20 protein-coding genes are annotated in these 17,427 nt (G+C 62.4%); all 20 read left to right on the top strand.

Features of this window, described 5'->3' with window-relative positions:
* Position 1: 1 nt before the first annotated feature.
* The gene (fliM, locus tag GWK36_RS14085; protein WP_166272070.1) at positions 2-973 is read left to right on the top strand and encodes a flagellar motor switch protein FliM; all 972 of its coding nucleotides are present in this window, start codon (positions 2-4) and stop codon (positions 971-973) included.
* 40 nt (positions 974-1,013) lie between these two features.
* Complete coding sequence (fliN, locus tag GWK36_RS14080) at positions 1,014-1,454, top strand: flagellar motor switch protein FliN (RefSeq protein WP_166272068.1); 441 nt, start codon at positions 1,014-1,016, stop codon at positions 1,452-1,454.
* Between the two features lie 2 nt (positions 1,455-1,456).
* On the top strand, positions 1,457-1,867 hold the full coding sequence (gene fliO / locus GWK36_RS14075) for a flagellar biosynthetic protein FliO (protein WP_166272066.1): 411 nt from the start codon (positions 1,457-1,459) through the stop codon (positions 1,865-1,867).
* A complete protein-coding gene (fliP, locus tag GWK36_RS14070) occupies positions 1,860-2,609 on the top strand; it encodes a flagellar type III secretion system pore protein FliP (RefSeq protein ID WP_166272064.1) in 750 nt (249 codons plus the stop codon). The genes fliO and fliP overlap by 8 nt, the downstream gene beginning before the upstream one ends.
* A gap of 93 nt (positions 2,610-2,702) precedes the next feature.
* Positions 2,703-2,978, top strand: coding sequence for a flagellar biosynthesis protein FliQ (gene fliQ / locus GWK36_RS14065; RefSeq protein ID WP_166272062.1), 276 nt, complete (start codon positions 2,703-2,705; stop codon positions 2,976-2,978).
* A gap of 5 nt (positions 2,979-2,983) precedes the next feature.
* Positions 2,984-3,757: a flagellar biosynthetic protein FliR gene (gene fliR, locus GWK36_RS14060; protein ID WP_166272060.1), complete on the top strand. Its 774-nt coding sequence runs from the start codon at positions 2,984-2,986 to the stop codon at positions 3,755-3,757.
* A gap of 3 nt (positions 3,758-3,760) precedes the next feature.
* The gene (gene flhB, locus GWK36_RS14055; RefSeq protein ID WP_166272058.1) at positions 3,761-4,915 is read left to right on the top strand and encodes a flagellar biosynthesis protein FlhB; all 1,155 of its coding nucleotides are present in this window, start codon (positions 3,761-3,763) and stop codon (positions 4,913-4,915) included.
* On the top strand, positions 4,912-7,020 hold the full coding sequence (gene flhA, locus GWK36_RS14050) for a flagellar biosynthesis protein FlhA (protein ID WP_166272056.1): 2,109 nt from the start codon (positions 4,912-4,914) through the stop codon (positions 7,018-7,020). Before flhB ends, flhA begins: the two co-directional genes overlap by 4 nt.
* 25 nt (positions 7,021-7,045) lie before the next feature.
* A complete protein-coding gene (locus GWK36_RS14045; protein WP_166272054.1) occupies positions 7,046-8,299 on the top strand; it encodes a flagellar biosynthesis protein FlhF in 1,254 nt (417 codons plus the stop codon).
* The gene (locus GWK36_RS14040) at positions 8,286-9,113 is read left to right on the top strand and encodes a MinD/ParA family protein (protein ID WP_166272052.1); all 828 of its coding nucleotides are present in this window, start codon (positions 8,286-8,288) and stop codon (positions 9,111-9,113) included. Before GWK36_RS14045 ends, GWK36_RS14040 begins: the two co-directional genes overlap by 14 nt.
* Entirely contained in the window at positions 9,113-9,862 is a 750-nt protein-coding gene (locus GWK36_RS14035; RefSeq protein WP_166272050.1) for an RNA polymerase sigma factor FliA, read from the top strand. Before GWK36_RS14040 ends, GWK36_RS14035 begins: the two co-directional genes overlap by 1 nt.
* Before the next feature lie 40 nt (positions 9,863-9,902).
* Entirely contained in the window at positions 9,903-10,283 is a 381-nt protein-coding gene (gene cheY / locus GWK36_RS14030; protein ID WP_166272769.1) for a chemotaxis response regulator CheY, read from the top strand.
* Positions 10,284-10,286: 3 nt separating this feature from the next.
* Complete coding sequence (locus GWK36_RS14025) at positions 10,287-11,084, top strand: protein phosphatase CheZ (protein ID WP_166272048.1); 798 nt, start codon at positions 10,287-10,289, stop codon at positions 11,082-11,084.
* A 22-nt stretch (positions 11,085-11,106) separates the two neighbouring features.
* A complete protein-coding gene (locus GWK36_RS14020; protein WP_166272046.1) occupies positions 11,107-13,143 on the top strand; it encodes a chemotaxis protein CheA in 2,037 nt (678 codons plus the stop codon).
* Positions 13,140-14,216 carry a protein-glutamate methylesterase/protein-glutamine glutaminase gene (locus GWK36_RS14015; protein ID WP_166272044.1) on the top strand — a complete coding sequence of 359 codons (1,077 nt, stop codon included), beginning with the start codon at positions 13,140-13,142 and terminating at the stop codon, positions 14,214-14,216. Before GWK36_RS14020 ends, GWK36_RS14015 begins: the two co-directional genes overlap by 4 nt.
* A gap of 3 nt (positions 14,217-14,219) precedes the next feature.
* Positions 14,220-14,963: a flagellar motor protein gene (locus GWK36_RS14010; protein WP_166272042.1), complete on the top strand. Its 744-nt coding sequence runs from the start codon at positions 14,220-14,222 to the stop codon at positions 14,961-14,963.
* 9 nt (positions 14,964-14,972) lie between these two features.
* Positions 14,973-15,884 carry a flagellar motor protein MotD gene (gene motD / locus GWK36_RS14005; protein WP_166272040.1) on the top strand — a complete coding sequence of 304 codons (912 nt, stop codon included), beginning with the start codon at positions 14,973-14,975 and terminating at the stop codon, positions 15,882-15,884.
* Positions 15,885-15,959: 75 nt separating this feature from the next.
* The gene (locus GWK36_RS14000) at positions 15,960-16,442 is read left to right on the top strand and encodes a chemotaxis protein CheW (protein ID WP_166272038.1); all 483 of its coding nucleotides are present in this window, start codon (positions 15,960-15,962) and stop codon (positions 16,440-16,442) included.
* A 69-nt stretch (positions 16,443-16,511) separates the two neighbouring features.
* Positions 16,512-16,916 carry a hypothetical protein gene (locus GWK36_RS13995; RefSeq protein WP_166272036.1) on the top strand — a complete coding sequence of 135 codons (405 nt, stop codon included), beginning with the start codon at positions 16,512-16,514 and terminating at the stop codon, positions 16,914-16,916.
* Complete coding sequence (locus GWK36_RS13990) at positions 16,909-17,382, top strand: DUF2802 domain-containing protein (RefSeq protein ID WP_166272034.1); 474 nt, start codon at positions 16,909-16,911, stop codon at positions 17,380-17,382. Before GWK36_RS13995 ends, GWK36_RS13990 begins: the two co-directional genes overlap by 8 nt.
* The last annotated feature ends 45 nt before the right edge of the window (positions 17,383-17,427 follow it).

Below are 17,427 nucleotides of genomic sequence, written 5' to 3'. Positions count from 1 at the left end.
GATGGCCCAGCAATCCGACATCCTCAGCCAAGACGAGATCGACGCCTTGTTGCATGGCGTCGATGGCGGTGGGATCGATACCGAGGCTCCGCCGCCGCCTAGCGGGGTGCGGCCCTATGACTTCGCGACCCAAGAGCGCATTGTCCGCGGGCGCATGCCGACGCTCGACATGATCAACGAACGATTCGCGCGCTATCTACGGGTCCATCTGTTCAATATGTTGCGTCGGGCGACTGAGATCTCAGTCATCGGGGCGCGTATCACCAAATTTTCGGAATATCTGCATTCGCTCTATGTACCAACCAGCTTGAATCTCGTGCGCGTCTATCCCCTGCACGGAACAGCGCTCTTTGTCTTCGATCCCAAGCTGGTCTTTGGGCTGGTCGAGAACTTCTTCGGCGGGGAGGGACGCTTTTATTCGCGGATCGAGGGGCGCGACTTTACCCCTATGGAGATGCGGGTCATCAAGAATCTACTTGATGCCTCATTTGAGGATATGCAGAAGGCCTGGGAGCCGGTAATGGAACTGACCTTCGAGTTCGTCAACTCCGAGGTCAATCCGCAGTTTGCCAATATCGTCAGCCCCACCGAGATCGTGGTCGTCAACGATTTCCATATCGAGCTGGAGGGCGGCGGCGGCAATCTGCACGTCACCCTCCCTTATTCGATGATCGAGCCCATCCGCGAGATCCTGGATACAGGTATCCAGTCCGACCGCAGCGGGGTGGACCGGCGTTGGCAGCGGGCCCTCGAGGAAGAGATCCCCTTGGCCAAGGTTGAGATCAGCTCGACCCTAACCGAGGCGACCCTGACCGTCGATGAGCTACTTAAGATCAAGCCGGGCGATATCATCCCCGTCAACCTGCCCGAGACCGTGGTCCTCTATGTCGAAGACATCCCGCTCTTTCGCGGCAAGTTCGGGGTTTCCAATGGGGTCAATGCCATCAAGCTCACCGAGCTGATCAAGCATTGATTTGATGTTCAGACGAGAATTGCGTTAGAGGTGAGGAGGCATGAGCGACGCAAATAACATCCCAGGCGGCAATGCGGATGATGCCATCCCCGACGACTGGGCAGCGGCGCTGGCCGAACAAAAATCATCCGCAGATGGCGGTGGGGGGCGAGCCCAGGCCGATACCGTCCGTCCCATGCAGCCCGAAGACTTCAGTGACATCAAGACCGAGCCGCCTTCGGACGTCAATCTGGAGATGGTCTTGGATGTCCCAGTCACCATCTCGATGGAGATCGGGCGTACCCGTATACCGATCCGCAACCTGTTACAGCTCAACCAGGGTTCGGTGGTCGAGCTCGACCGGCTGGCTGGCGAGCCGCTCGATGTATTGGTCAATGGCACACTCATCGCCCACGGCGAGGTGGTGGTGGTCAATGAAAAGTTCGGTATCCGGCTCACCGATGTGATCAGCCCCAGCGAGCGCATCCGTAAACTGAGGTAAGGATGAGACAAATCCTGGCCCTTTGGATGCTGGCTGTCCCGTCCGGTCTGCTTTGGGCCGATCCCCAGGCAGGCCCGCCCTTGGCCGCCGGCTATCTCAACCAGTTGGTCGGCGGGCTGGTTTTGGTGGTCTTGGCCATCTTTGTCTTGGCCTGGCTGATGCGGCGGGTCCCCGGCCTGAATACAGACGGCGGCCCGATCCAGATCCTCGCCGCCCGTCCGCTGGGGACGCGCGAACGCCTGGTGCTGGTCCAGGTGGGCGGTGATCAGATCCTGATCGCGGTCAGCCCTGCTGGGGTCCAGCATCTGCATACCCTCAGCCAGCCGGTCGAACCTCCGGCCTTATCCCCTGCGCCTACCGATTTCGCCAGCTGGTTGGCCCGGTATAAGCCAAGGAGGAAGGGAGATGCGTAGGCTGGCGCGTCTGGGCCTTGTCTTCGCCGGCTGGCTGGCTCCGGTCCTGGCGCTTGCCCAGATCGGAGGTCTGAAAGCCGTGACGGTGACCACGGCGCCAGACGGGGGCCAGATCTATTCGATCACCCTTCAGGTTCTGATCATCATGACCTTGCTGACGCTCCTGCCGTCGGCGCTGATCATGATGACCTCTTTCACCCGCATCCTGATCGTGCTTGCCATCCTGCGTCAGGGGCTCGGCACTACCCAGACCCCCTCCAATCAGATCCTGTTAGGGCTGGCCTTTTTCCTGACCCTTTTCGTGATGTCGCCGGTTTTTCAGGAGATGTATGACACCGCCCTCAAGCCCTACATGGAGGAGCAGCTCGGCACCGAGCAGGCCCTGGCCAAGGCGGTGCAGCCCTTGCGTAAATTCATGTTAGCCCAGACGCGCGAGTCGGATATCGCCCTCTTCGCCAACATCCGCGGGATCGACGGCTTCGATACGCCGGACGACATCCCCTTGACGCTCTTGGTCTCGGCCTTCGTCATCAGCGAACTGAAGACCGCCTTTCAGATCGGATTCTTGATTCTGATCCCCTTTTTGATCATCGACCTGGTGGTGGCCAGCGTGCTCATGTCCATGGGTATGATGATGCTTTCGCCCTTGATCATCTCGTTGCCCTTCAAGCTCATGCTCTTCGTCCTGGTCGATGGGTGGGCGCTCTTGCTCGGGACCCTGGCGCGCAGCTTTTATCTCTGAGCCTAAGCTGGTTCCGATCTTGCATGGGGTTTGCGAGAGGCCTGCCCCCGCTTTGGGCCGCGCTTTTAACCCTCATGTTCAAGGAGACCGGTCATGACGCCCGAAATGGTCCTGGATATCGGTAAAGAGGCCGGCAAGGTCATCATCCTGATATCTGCTCCGCCGCTGTTGGCTGGGCTCATCATCGGTCTGGTCATTAGTCTGTTTCAGGCGGCGACCCAGATCCAGGAGATGACCCTGTCGTTTATCCCCAAGTTCATCGGGGTGGGCGCGGCCTTAATCATTGCCGGACCCTGGCTGTTGTCGCTGGTCATGGACTATGTGACCCGGCTCTATGAAAGCATCCCTGTCTTGATCAACGGCGGCTGAGGTGCATGACTTTTCAGGCCGAGGACATCCTGCGCTGGACCCTGACCCTGGTCTGGCCCTTCGTGCGCATCAGCGCCATGTTGCTGGTCACGCCCCTCTTTGGCTCACGCCAGATCAACCCCCGGGTGCGTTTAGGGTTGGCGCTGTGCTTGGCCTTGGTCATCGCCCCGCAATTGCCTGAGCCCCCCTCTATCGATCCGCTGAGCATCCGCGGTCTGCTGGTAGCCAGCGAACAGGTCCTGATCGGGATCGGGATGGGTTTTATCCTGGCCCTGGTCTTTTCGGCGATCAATCAGGCGGGCGAGGCCATCGCCCTATCGATGGGCCTGAGTTTTGCGTCGGCGGTCGATCCCGCCGGCGGAGTGCAGGTGCCGATGGTCTCGCAATATCTTTCGATCCTGGCAACCCTGATCTTTCTGGCGATGAACGGTCATCTGGTGCTGATCGAGCTGTTACTCAAAAGCTTTCAGACCCTGCCGATCGGCGGGGGCGGGCTTGATCCCAATGACCTTTGGTTTGTGGCGAGCTTCGGCAGCCAGATGTTCGCCGGCGCGCTCTTGATCGCCCTGCCTGCGGTGGCCGCCCTGCTCTTGGTCAATCTGGCGATGGGGGTGGTCACCCGGGCCGCGCCTCAGCTCAACATCTTCGCCGTGGGCTTTTCCATCACCATCCTGATCGGTTTTGTCATCATCCTGCTGACCCTACCCAGCCTGACTGCCCGCATCGGCGATCTCTTGCTTGCAGCCTTGCCGTTGGTCGAGCGGATCGCGAGGATCTAGCGCATGGCTGAGAACGACGACGGTCAAGAACGATCCGAACAACCGACCGCCAAGCGCCTGCGCGATGCGCGCGAGCGCGGTCAGGTCGCGCGCTCGCGCGAGCTGGGGACCTTTTTGGTCTTGACCCTGGGCGCAGCCTTTATCTTTTTCGCCGGCGGCTGGATGGCCGCGCGTTTCGTCCGGCTGATGACCGAGGGCTGGACCCTGGAACGCGAGCTCATCCTCGATGAAAACCTCTTGGTAGCGCGTCTTGTCCATCTGCTGGGTCAGGCGCTTTTGATCATCAGCCCCCTCTTGGCCCTGCTCATGATCGCCGCCCTGGTTGGACCGCTGTTGGTCGGCGGCGCCAATTTTTCGACACAGGCCATGATGCCGCAGTTCTCCCGGGTCAATCCGCTCGCCGGTCTCAAGCGGATGTTCTCGCTCCAGGGTCTGCTCGAGCTGGTCAAGGGACTGGCCAAGTTCGCCCTGGTCGGCATCGTCGCCTTTCTGGGGCTTAAATCGATCTGGCCTAAGCTGTTGACGCTTGATGAACTACCGGTGGAGACCGCCATCGCCCAGGCGGTCCATCTGGCCGCCTGGTTGTTTCTCATCGCCTCGGCTGCCCTGGTGATCGTGGCGGCCATCGATGTGCCCTTCCAGCTCTGGAACTATCAGCGCCAACTGCGCATGACCTTGCAAGAGATCAAGGATGAGTTCAAAGAGACTGAGGGCAAGCCCGAGGTCAAGAGTCGCATCCGCCGGGTGCAGCATGAGATGGCACGCCGGCGGATGATGGCCGAGGTGCCCAAGGCCGATGTGATCATCACCAACCCGACCCATTATGCGGTGGCGATCGCCTATGTACCGGCTACCATGTCGGCACCCAGGTTGCTGGCCAAGGGGGTCGATCGGGTGGCACTCGCCATCCGGCACCTGGGCGAGGAACACGGGATCGTCTGTGTCGAGGCACCGCGGGTAGCACGCGCCATCTATCTCACCACCGAACTCAACCAAGAGATCCCGAGCGGTCTGTTCGTCGCCGTAGCGCGCATCCTGGCCTATGTCTATCAGATCCGACGCGATGAAGCCGAGGTCGAGCTGCCGGATGAGCTGCCGGTGCCGGATGAGTATCTCGATCCGCGCCGCGCACCGCGGTGGCGGAGGCTACGGCGATGAACGCGCTGGTCGAACGGCTCAGCACCCTGGGGCGTTTGGGGCTGGCCACCCCTCTGCTCTTGGTCGCCATGCTCGGCATGCTGGTCCTGCCGTTGCCGCCCTTTTTGCTGGATCTCTTGTTTACCTTCAACATCGCCCTATCCCTGATCGTGGTCATGGTCGCGGTCTATACCCCGCGCCCGATCGATTTCGCCGCCTTTCCCACCGTCTTGCTGCTGGCCACCCTGTTGCGTCTGTCGCTCAATGTCGCCTCGACCCGGGTGATCCTGTTGAATGGGGGCGAGGGCACTGGAGCCGCAGGTAAGGTGATCGAGGCCTTCGGTCAATTCGTGCTCGGGGGCAACTTCGCCATCGGGGTGGTGGTCTTTGCCATCCTGACCATCATCAACTTTGTGGTGGTCACCAAGGGTGCGGGGCGCGTCTCCGAGGTCAGCGCGCGCTTTACCCTGGATGCCATGCCCGGCAAGCAGATGGCGATCGACGCCGACCTCAACGCCGGGCTGATCTCGCAAGAGGAGGCCCGCAAACGGCGTGAGGAGGTGACCCTCGAGGCGGATTTCTATGGCTCGATGGACGGCGCCAGCAAGTTCGTGCGCGGCGATGCCATCGCCGGCATCCTGATCCTGTTCATCAATGTCATCGGCGGGATCATCATCGGCATGACCCAGGCGGGCTTAAGCTTCGCCGAGGCGGCCAATACCTTCATCCTGCTGAGCATCGGCGATGGTCTGGTCGCCCAGATCCCCTCGCTGCTCCTGTCCACCGCCACCGCGATCATCGTCACCCGCGCCTCGACCTCCCAGGATATGGGGCAGCAGGTCTTCAGCCAGATGTTCTCCAACCCCAAGGTCCTGTATATCGCAGGTGGGGTGATCGGGGTGCTGGGTCTGGTGCCGGGGATGCCAAACCTGGTGTTCTTGGGCCTATCGTCTAGTTTGATCGGCGCGGGTTATCTGATCGCCGGCAAACCCAAGGCTGCGCCGCCGCCGACCGTCGAGCGCCTGCCAGAAGGCTTAGAGCTACCGCCGCCGGCTGAGCGGGACCTCTCCTGGGAGGATGTCCCGCCGGTCGATCTGGTGTCGCTGGAGGTCGGCTACCGGCTGATCCCGCTGGTCGATCGCACCCAAGACGGTCAGCTCATGGCACGGATCAAGGGCATCCGGCGCAAGCTCTCGCAGGAGTTCGGGTTTTTGATCCAGCCGGTGCATATCCGCGATAACCTGGAGCTTGCGCCCAATCAATATCGCATCGCCATCCGCGGGGTGACCGTAGCCGAGGCCGAGGTCTTCCCCGACCGGGACCTAGCGATCAATCCTGGTCAGGTCTTCGGGACCATCGAGGGGATCCCGACCAAGGACCCGACCTTCAACCTGGATGCGCTCTGGATCGACCCGGCCAACCGCGAGGCGGCCCAGGCGGCAGGCTATACGGTCGTCGATGCCTCGACCGTGATTGCTACCCATCTCTCCCAGATCTTCCGCGAGAACGCCCACAAGCTCATCGGGCACGAAGAGGTCCAGCACCTGCTCGATCAGCTGTCGCGCCGCTCGCCCAAGCTGGTCGAGAATCTCTTGTCGATCAAATCCATGTCCTTGGGGGTGATCCTCAAGGTCTTGCAGAACCTCTTGGCCGAGCAGGTCGCGATCCGCGACCTGCGCACCATCGCCGAAACTTTGGCGGAGCAGGCGCTCAAGAGTCAAGATCCCGCCACCCTGACCGCTGCGGTGCGGGTGGCGCTCTCACGTTCGATCGTCCAGGACCTGGTTGGACCGGACGACGAGCTGCCGTTGATCGCGCTGGACCCATCGTTGGAACAACTGTTGCATAAATCGCTACAAGGCAGCCAGGGCGAGGCCATCAGTATCGAACCGGGGCTAGCGGAACGCCTGCAACGCTCGGTGATGGAGGCGGCCCGCAAACAAGAGGCCGAGGGCGCGCCGGCGGTTCTGGTCGTGGCCCCCGAGATCCGCCCCTGGATCGCGAGCTGGCTGCGCGGGGCGATCCGGAATTTGACGGTGCTAGCCTTCACCGAGATCCCGGACAACCGCCGGATTCGGGTGGTTGCCACAGTGGGCCGGGGCGACAACGTCCAGGCGCGCGACTAACCGATCGACGAGTGGAGTTTGACCGATGAACGTCAGGCGTTATCAGGCGCGGACCATGCCAGAGGCCATGCGCCAGGTCCGCGAGCAGTTGGGTCCAGAGGCGATGATCCTGTCGAGCCGGCGGGTCAATGGGATGATCGAGGTGGTGGCTGCCATAGAGCCGGGGGCCAAGACATCTGCGGCGGCGCAAACCCGCCGAGCGCCGGTCGCCGTCGATCCGGAGCTTGTAGCGATGCGCCGTGAGCTCAAGGAGCTGCGCACCCTGCTTGCCCAACAGCAGGTCTTGAGCGAACGCGATCAGTGGGCCGTGACCCATCCCCTGGCGGCCAGCATCGTCGAGCGTCTCATGGACTGCGGGTTCGGCGAGAAGTTGGCACGTTCGCTGGTTGGTAGCCTCCAGGAGGATCAGGCCGAGGAGGAGGCCTGGGGTCGGCTGCGGGCCCGCCTGGCGGCCTCGATCGCCGTGACCCAGCCGACGGTGCTCGATCGCGGCGGGGTATTAGCTCTGGTTGGACCCACGGGCGCCGGCAAGACCACGACCCTGTGCCGTTTGGCCCTGCGCCGCATCCGGCGGTTGGGGGTTGAGTCCGTGACCCTCGCCACCCTTGACCGTCAGCGCATCGGTGCCTACAGGCAGCTGCAGACCTTCGGCCAGATGGCGGGGGTGCCCGTCATCCTGCTCGACGATGAGCGCGACCTTTTGGCCCTGGCCAAGCGCGCTGCCCCGGGTCATCTGATCCTGGTCGATACCGAAGGGCGACCGGCACGGGCCATGGCTGAATGCCGGCCCTTTGCCCAGATCCGTTCCCTGATCCCGCTCGAGACCTGGCTGGTCATCCCTGCGACCCATCAAGCCAGCGTCTTGCATCAGGTTCTACAATCATTTCAGGTCTGCGCGCCCTCGGCCCTGGTCTTGACCAAGATCGATGAGGCCGAGCGCCTGGGTGAGGTCTTGGCGGTCCTCCTCGAGCAGCAGCTGGGTCTGGTGTTCCAGAGCGACGGCCAGGGTCTAGAGGAGGATTTCCAGCACGCCGATACCGAGCGCCTGATCCGTCTGGCCTTTGGTGAGCCCGATGTCCCAAGGCCGCAAGCGGATAGGATGCGCGCCATCGAGCTCCCGCTGCCCCTGGGGCCAGGGGAGGCGCGTGCTGAGTCCCTGCCGGCGCAGATCCCACGTCAGGCACCGCGGTCAGCACTGATCCTCAACCGCTTGGGCAGCGATCCACTGGTCTTGGAGTCCGTCGTTCCTTTCAGGAAAGCCATGCATGCCGCCTATTAGTCAGCGTCCGTTTCAGAGTCTCGCCATCGCCAGCGGCAAGGGGGGGGTAGGCAAGACCAATGTCGCGGTCAATCTGGCCGTGGCCCTGGCCCGTTTCGGCCGTCATGTCATGCTGTTCGATGCCGACCTGGGGTTGGCAAACGCCGATCTTTTGCTCGGATTGCGTCCGACCAAGACCCTGCATGACCTGGTGGCAGGGCGGGTCGAGCGCCTGGAGGACATCCTGGTGCAGGGACCGGAGGGCCTGCTGCTGGTCCCCTCGGCCTCGGGGATCAGCACGATGGCGAACCTCAGCCCCGCCGAGCATCTGGGCCTGATCCGCGCCTTCAGCAGCTATGACAAACCGCTCGATGTCCTGGTCGTCGATGTCGCCGCTGGGGTCAACGACGCGGTGACGAGTTTCTGCAAGGCGGTACAACAGGTCTTCGTAGTGGTGTGCGATGAGCCGGCCTCCTTGACAGATGCCTATGCCTTGATCAAGGTTTTGCATCAAGAGCACGGAGTGCGTCGTTTTCGGATCATCTGTAACATGCTGCGCGATCCCGAATCGGGTCAGCGCCTGATGCGCAAACTCATGAGTGTCTGCGCCAGCTATCTGCCGGACGTGGTGTTGGATGCAGCGGCAATGATCCCGATGGATGACAAGCTACGCCAGGCGGTGCAGCGGCGCCAGCCGGTGGTCAGCCTGTATCCGGGGAGTCCCTCGGCCCGCTCGTTTGCCGAACTTGCGCGCCGTATCGATGCCACCCGCCCGGCATCACATGAGGTCGGTGGCATCGGTTTCTTTGTCGAACGTCTGCTTCAGGGCACCTGATGAGCCGCTTGCGCTCCCGGATCGGGGGCTATGCCAATGCTGGCGGCGATAAGGTCGCGCGCCTGGTCGCCGAGCATGCCGATCTGGTCCGGCGCATCGCCCATCATCTCGCGGCGCGTTTGCCGCCCTCGGTCCAGATCGAGGACCTCATTCAGTCAGGGATGGTGGGGCTCATCGAGGCCGCGCGTCAGTTCCAAGCGGGGCAGGGGGCGAGCTTTGCCACCTATGCCGGCATCCGTATCCGCGGAGCGATGATCGATGAGCTCAGACGCTCCGATTGGACACCGCGCTCGGTGCACCGCAACAGCCGGCGGATCGCCGAGGCCATCCAGCAGGTCGAGGCGCGTGAGGGGCGTGCGGCGACTGAGCGCGAGATTGCCGAGACCCTGGGCGTCTCCCTCGACGATTATCGTGGCATGCTGCAAGATACAGCAAGCTGTCAGATCCTCGAGCTCGATGAACTGTTCGGCGAGGATGCCGAGGCGGATCGCCTCCTGCCAGGCAATAGCGAGACGCCTCTGGAACAGATCGAGTCCGAACAGTTTGCCGATACCTTGGCCCGTGCCTTGGGTGAGCTACCAGAGCGCGAGCGCTTGGTGCTCGCGCTCTATTATGATGAGGAGCTCAATCTGCGCGAGATCGGCGCTATCCTGGATGTCACCGAATCGCGGGTGAGTCAGATTCGCACCCAGGCCCTGCATCGATTGCGCGCCCGGTTGCGCGACTGGGTCCAGCGGGATTCCGTTTAACACCAATAGATGCGATGTGGAGCGTCACGTGGACAAGAATATGAAGATCCTCGTCGTGGATGACTTTTCCACTATGAGGCGGATCATCAAAAACCTGCTACGCGAGCTAGGGTTTAACAATGTCTCCGAGGCGGATGATGGCAGCACGGCCCTGCCGATGCTCAAAAGCGGCGGCTTTGATTTCCTGATCACCGACTGGAACATGCCCAACATGGAGGGGATCGCGCTCCTGAAGGCCGTGCGCGCCGACCCCATGCTGAAATCCCTGCCGGTGCTCATGGTCACCGCCGAGGCCAAACGCGATCAGATCATTGAGGCTGCCCAGGCGGGGGTCAATGGCTATATCGTCAAGCCATTCACCGCCGAGACCCTCAAGGAAAAGATCGACAAGATCTTTGAGCGCCTTGAGGCCCAGGGATGAGCAATGGACAACACCGGAGCCCTCGATCAAGACGAAGAACGTCGGACCTCGCAGCTTGAGCTCGCTCGCCAGCTTGTCGAGCGCCTGGAGGCGTCCGACAGGGAGGGGGCCGATGCGCTCATCCGCCAGTTGCGTCTGCCCTATGAGCAGCAGCTTTTCGAAGAGCTGGGCAAGTTGACCCGCGATCTGCATGAGGCGCTCAATAGCTTCCGCGGCGACGCGCGCCTGGTTGAACTTACGCGCGATCACATCCCTGATGCCAAGGAGCGGCTCAACTATGTGGTCGCCATGACCGAACAGGCGAGCCATCGCACCCTTAACGCCCTCGATGAGGCCATGCCGATCGCTGATGCCATCCACAACTCGGCGCTGGATCTGCGCGACCGCTGGGCGCGTTTTCGCAATCGCGAGCTGACCATTGCTGAGTTCCGCGATCTTGCGCGCGCTCTCGAGGGCTTTTTCGATAGCGGTATCGAAGAGACCGGGCGACTCAAATCACTGATGTCCGAGATCCTCATGGCCCAGGACTATCAGGACCTCACTGGCCAGATCATCCGGCGCGTGATTCGCTTGGTTCACGAGGTCGAGGAGAATCTGGTCGAGCTGGTGCGTCTGTCGAGCGGGCGCCTGGATCTGCAACGCCCAGCCAAGCCATCTGAATCTGAATCTGAATCCGAGCCTGATACACTTAGCGCGCTGCGTGGGCATGGCCCAGTCGTTCCTAACACGCAGGACGCCACTGCCGATGTAGTCAGCAGTCAAGACGATGTGGACGCCTTGCTGTCTAGCCTGGGCTTTTAGCGCGCCGATAAGGTGATCCTGCATGGCCATCGATCCGAATGACGAGATCCTGAAAGATTTCCTAGTGGAGGCGGGCGAGCTGCTCGAGGGCCTCAATGAGCAGCTGATCGAACTTGAACAGAATCCCGACGATCGCGGTCTGCTCAATGCGGTCTTCCGCAGCTTTCATACCATCAAGGGCGGGGCAGGGTTTCTTAATCTCATCCCCCTGGTCGAGGTTTGCCATTACGCTGAGGATGTATTCAACCTCCTGCGCAACGGCGAGCGGCGCGTCGATCCCATGCTCATGGATGTGGTGTTGCGCGTGCTCGATGTGCTCAACGTCATGTTCGGCGATCTCAAGGCCGGACGCGACCCGACGCCTGCCCCGCCGCTCTTGATCGATGCCCTGGCCGCCCTGGCCGTGCCTGAGACGGCTGCAGTTCAACCTACTGCTCCCCCACCCCCTCCGCCTGAGCCAGGGCCCCAACCTCCGGCGGCAGAAGACGGCGATGAGATCACCGAGGCCGAGTTTCAGGCTTTGCTGGATGCTCTGGCCGATCCTGGTGTTGCTCCTTCTCAGGCGACCGCACCCATGGCACAGGACCAGCCGACGCCTGGGGCCACAACCGAGGGTGCCGCTGCCCCTGGCGGGGCAGTATCCGGGAGCGAGCTGATCACCGAGGACGAGTTCGAGGCTCTGCTCGATCAGCTCCATGGCGCCAAGCCGGCCAAGGCAGCAGCGAGCGAGCCGCCCAAGCCGATGCCCCAAACACCTACCCCGGCGGTGCAACCTCCCACCGAACTGGACGAAGCCTCCAGGGCGACCCAGACGCAGCCTGCGGTTGCTCCGGCGGTCGAGACCTCGGTACGGGTCGATACCCAAAGGCTCGATGAGATTATGAATCTGGTCGGCGAGCTGGTCTTGGTGCGCAACCGGCTGAGCATGCTGCGCACAAGGATTGCCGATGAGGAGATCGGCAAGGCGATCGGCGCCCTGGCCCTGGTGACCTCCGACCTCCAGGCCGCGGTCATGAAGACCCGCATGCAGCCAATCAAGAAGGTCTTCAGCCGCTTTCCGCGGGTGGTCAGGGATCTGGCCCGCAACCTGGGCAAGGAGATCGAGCTAGAAACCTTCGGCGAGGAGACCGACCTCGATAAAAACCTGGTCGAGGCCCTGGCCGACCCCCTGGTCCATCTCATCCGCAATGCGGTGGATCATGGGATCGAGGGCCCAGATGAACGCGAAATGGCGGGCAAGCCCAGGCGCGGCACCATCGTCCTTGGGGCGGCGCAAGAGGGCGATCACATCTCGCTGATCATCCAGGACGATGGGCGCGGGATGGATCCTGATAAGCTGCGCGCCAAGGCTATCCAAAAGGGGCTGATCGATCCCGCCCAGGCCGAGCGTCTCTCCACCCGAGAGTGCTTTGACCTGATCTTCATGGCCGGTTTTTCGACCAAGGAGCAGATCTCCGATATCTCGGGGCGGGGGGTCGGTATGGATGTGGTCAAGACCCGCATCTCCCAGCTCAACGGCAGCATTGAGATCGACTCCAAGGTCGGAGTCGGCACCAAGCTCAGCATCAAGCTGCCCCTGACGCTTGCCATCCTGCCGGCACTCATGGTCATCATCGATGGACGGCGCTTTGCCATCCCCTTGGCCTCGGTCTCTGAGATCCTAGACCTCGACCTGACCCGTACCCATTGTGTCGATGGTCAAGAGGCGATCATGGTCCGCAACCATGCCTTGCCGCTCTATTACGCAGTGCGTTGGCTCTATCCTCAGCGCTCGATCTCTCCTAGGCGTGAGGCCCATGTGGTGGTGGTCTATGTCGCCCAGCGGCGGGTGGGGTTGGTGGTTGATGACCTGGTGGGTCAAGAAGAGGTCGTGATCAAGCCGCTGGGCAAGGGCTTGCACGGTGTGCCTGGGCTGGCGGGCGCCACCATCACCGGCGACGGTGGGATCGCGCTCATCATCGACATCCCCGCTCTGATCAAGCTCCTGGGCCAGTCGGCCTACAGCGGGCGGGCCAGCCGCGACTTAGGGTATCTACTTGAAACAGGGGTCTTGGCATGAGCCTACGCGTTGTCGTAGTCGATGATTCGGGTTTTTTCCGCCGGCGTATCGTCGAGATCCTCAATGCCGATGCCGGGATCGAGGTGGTGGGGACCGCAGCCAATGGCCAGGAGGCGATCGAGGTCGTCAAGCAGCTCGACCCCGATGTCGTCACTATGGACATCGAGATGCCGGTGATGGATGGCATCACCGCAGTCCGGCGGATCATGGCCGAATCGCCGCGCCCGATCCTGATGTTCTCAACCCTGACCACCGAGGGCGCTAAGGCGACCCTGGATGCGCTCGACGCTGGGGCGATGGACTTTCTCCCCAAGCGCTTGAGCGACATCGCCAGGGATGAGGAATCGGCCAAGATGCTCTTGCGTCAGCGGGTGCGGGCACTCGGGCGCAGTCGGTTGCTGCGCCGTTCCCCAGGTGTACCGGCCGCAGAACGTGCACCCCAGCCGGCGCCGCGTCCTGTGGTGCCGGTCGCCCCCCGTCCCCCGGCGGCGCCGACTGCATTGCGCAATCTGCGCGCGGTCCTGATCGGCACCTCGACCGGCGGACCCGTGGCCCTGCAAGAGGTGTTGAAGGTCCTGCCTAAGAATTTTCCGCTGCCGATCGCCCTGATCCAGCACATGCCGGCCAGCTTCACCCCCGCATTCGCTGAACGCTTGAACAACCTCTGTCAGATCGAGGTCAAAGAGGCTATCAGCGGCGATGTCTTGAAGCCGGGCTGTGCGCTCTTGGCCCCGGGTGGGATGCAGATGATCCTCGAAGGCGGGTCACAGACGCGGGTACGGATCGAGGACAGCCCCCCGGGGACCATCTATAAACCCAGCGTCGATATCACCTTCCGCTCAGCTGTGACAGCGCTGCGCGGTCAGGTCTTGGCCGTCGTCCTGACGGGGATGGGGGCGGACGGGCGCGAAGGGGCGCGCGAGCTTAAGGCCAATGGGGCGCAGATCTGGGCCCAGGACGCGGCAAGCTGTGTGGTGTTCGGGATGCCGGCAGCGATCATCGAGGCCGGGCTTGCTGACCAGATCCTGCCGCTCAAGGAGGTCGGGCCCGCCCTGATCAAGGGTTTCTGCTGAGCGATGGACGTCCTGAGCCTCAGCGGGCTCTTGCTCGGCTTGGTGGCCATCCTCGGCGGGATCGTCGCCAAGGGCAGCTCGCTGGGTGCACTGTGGAATCTGGCTGCCTTTCTGATCGTGGTCGTGGGTACCCTGGGCGCCACCCTGCTACAGACGCGCGCCCCCGTCTTCGCCCATGCGCTCCGCATGTTTCCTTGGGTCTTTAAGCCACCGCGCCTGGACCTTGAGGCCATGATCAAACAGATCGTCGTCTGGTCGCATCTCTCGCGCAAGGAGGGGCTCCTGAGTCTGGAGGAACGCTCGGAGCATGAACCCGATCCATTCGTGCGCAAAGGATTGCAACTCTTGGTCGATGGTGCTGAGCCCCAAAGCCTGCGGCAGGTCTTGGAATCGGACTTGGACAATAGCGAATCCTTTGATCTACAGGGCGCGCGGGTCTTTGAGAGCATGGGGACCTACTCCCCAACACTGGGGATTATCGGCGCGGTCATGGGGCTGATGGCAGTGATGCAAAACCTGACCGCGCCCGGGCGCTTAGGGCCGGGGATCGCCGCGGCATTCGTGGCGACCATCTATGGGGTGGGGCTAGCCAACCTGTTCTTTTTGCCTGTGGCCAGTAAGCTTAAATCGCTCATCCAGGCGCGTATCAACTATCAGACCATGATCCTCGAGGGTTTGGTGGCCATTGCCGAAGGGGAGAATCCGCGCAACATCGAACATAAACTCCTCGGCTTTATCCAAAGATGATGACTCGGTATGGCGCGGCGTAGACCCAGCGACGAACACCTCCATCATGAGGCCTGGGCGATCCCCTATGGCGATCTCTTGACCCTACTGTTGGCCTTTTTCATCGCTATGTATGCCGTCTCGGTGGTCGATGCCGACAAATATCAGGTGCTTTCCCAGTCGCTGAGCACCGCCTTTAGCGTCCAGACAGCGGTCGATCCCATCCAGATCGGCGAGCCGACGCTCGAGGAATCGCCGGTGAGCGAGGATGTACCGCGCTCTCTCAGTCCCCCCGAATTGATCTCGGGTCAGATGCCCCAACAGCCGACCGAAATGGACCCGCCGTCGCCGACTGCAGTGGCCCTTGCCGCCATCTTGGGGCAGGTATCCAAGGAAGAACGCGAGCGGATCGCAAGCGAGATCCAGACGATGTCCAATGAAATCCAGGCGACCATGGGCGAGCTGGTTGAAGACGGGCGTATCCAGATCAAGCGCCAGCCCTATTGGATCGAGGTGGCGATCAACAGCAACCTGCTGTTTTCGAGCGGCTCGGCGACCCTGGATGCCGGCGCGCGCCCGCTGCTCACCGAGCTGGCAGAGGTGCTGAAGGGCCACGATATACGCATCCATGTCGAGGGACATACCGACAACCGTCCGATCAGCAATGTGATCTATCCCTCCAATTGGGAGCTTTCCTCGGGGCGGGCGGCGACCGTGGTCAATCTGTTCGCCCAGAATGGGGTGGAACCCGATCGTATGGTCGCCATTGGCTACGGTGAGTTCCATCCCATCGAGAGCAATGCAACCGAGGCAGGGCGGGCGCGCAATCGCCGGGTCTCGATCATCGTGCTGCCAGCGCTCAGCGAGACGCGCTCAAGCGCCCTGGTCGAACCCGAGCGTCTGCGTGCGGACTGGGAGTCAGGATCGGGTGCGCGACCCTGAGTCCATCCAAGACCTGGCGCGCGGGAGGCGCGCATCCGCCATACTCAATCAATCCTAATCACTGAGGCTATACCTATGAATGGATCGGAATCGCGGGCAGGGCCGGGTGGCCGCTCATCGACCTATGTGACCTTCAGTCTGGCTGATGAGACCTATGCGATCGATGTGCTCCAGGTCCAGGAGGTCTTAAAGGTCCCCGACATCACGCCCGTCCCCGGGGTGCCCGACTATATCCTGGGGATCATCAATCTACGCGGTGATGTGGTCACCGTGATCGATGCGCGGCGGCGTCTCGGTCTGCCGATGCGCGAGCCCGATGAGGCCTCGCGCATCGTGATCATCGATGTCGATCGCCAAAACATTGGTATCCTGGTCGATTCGGTGGCCGAGGTGGTCCAGATCCCTGAGGATGCCGTTGATCCTGCCCCTGCGGTCGGCAATGAACAGACCAGCCGCTTTATCCTGGGTGTTACCAGCTCGGGCGATGGCCTGACCATCCTGATCGATCTCAATAAACTGCTCTCCGACGAGGAATGGACAACCCTGCGCGAGCTCTGAGCCCTTGGGTTTCGTCTGCTAGCGCCGATAGATGGATGAGGGCAGCAGCGATCTCTTTGAGGGGCGGCAATGAGCGAGCGGATCAGAGACCTCAAACCCGTCCAATCCCAGACACCGGCGCGCGATCTGGGTACTGACCAAGAGCGGCGGCTCGAACGCCGGCGCACCTGGCTCTTGCGCCGTCCGCTGGATCGAGAAACGGCGGCAGGCGAGCGGCGTCAGAGCGAGCGGCGTCAGGGTGAACGCCGAACCAAGGAGCGCCGGGCTGCCGAGCGCCGTTCGGAGGACCGGCGCCAGGCCCCGCGGCTCGGGACCGAACGGCGGGTACAGGATCGGCGTCAAGGCGATCGGCGTCAAGTTGAGCGACGGCAGGGCGACCGGCGTGCCGCCTTGCAGAACACGGCTGCGCAGCCCGACGATACCCTCCCAACGACGACACCAAGGCATGGCCGGCTGATCGACGACTATGCCTGAGTGGATCGAGGCGCTCGGCGCGGTCTTCTGGGGAGTGGAGCCCCTGTGGTTTGCTCTTTTGGCCATATTAATGGCGCTCTGGGCCATGCTCCTCGGTTGGCGGGCGGGACGGCGGGTGCGCGCGCTCGAGGCGCAGATCCAGGGCTTGCGCCGCGAACAGGAGGGCTTTGAGACCGCGGTGCTCGCCCTGCATGGCGCGATCAAGGCCGTCGCCGAGGATGTCATCGATCAGGGCCAGCATCAAGCGAGCGTGCAGCGAGCGCTTGACCGTCTCGCTGAGCAGCACAGCGAGCTACGTTTGCGCACAGCCGACGAGGGGTTATATCTGCGCGCCATCGAACTGATCCGTCTAGGGCATGGGCGACACGAGGTCCGCAGGCTCTGTGGCCTGACCCAAGCCGAGGTTGATCTCTTATTCAGCCTGCATGGCGCAAGCCTAGCGCAAGATCAGCCCAAGGCGCGCTGACTCTGCGGCTGTTGTATCATCCCCTTATGTTGCGGGCGCGCATCG

This window comes from Caldichromatium japonicum, assembly GCF_011290485.1.
GTDB lineage: Bacteria > Pseudomonadota > Gammaproteobacteria > Chromatiales > Chromatiaceae > Thermochromatium > Thermochromatium japonicum.
Note: the sequence above shows the minus strand (reverse complement) of the source record. Positions and strands in the feature narration are given on the sequence as shown.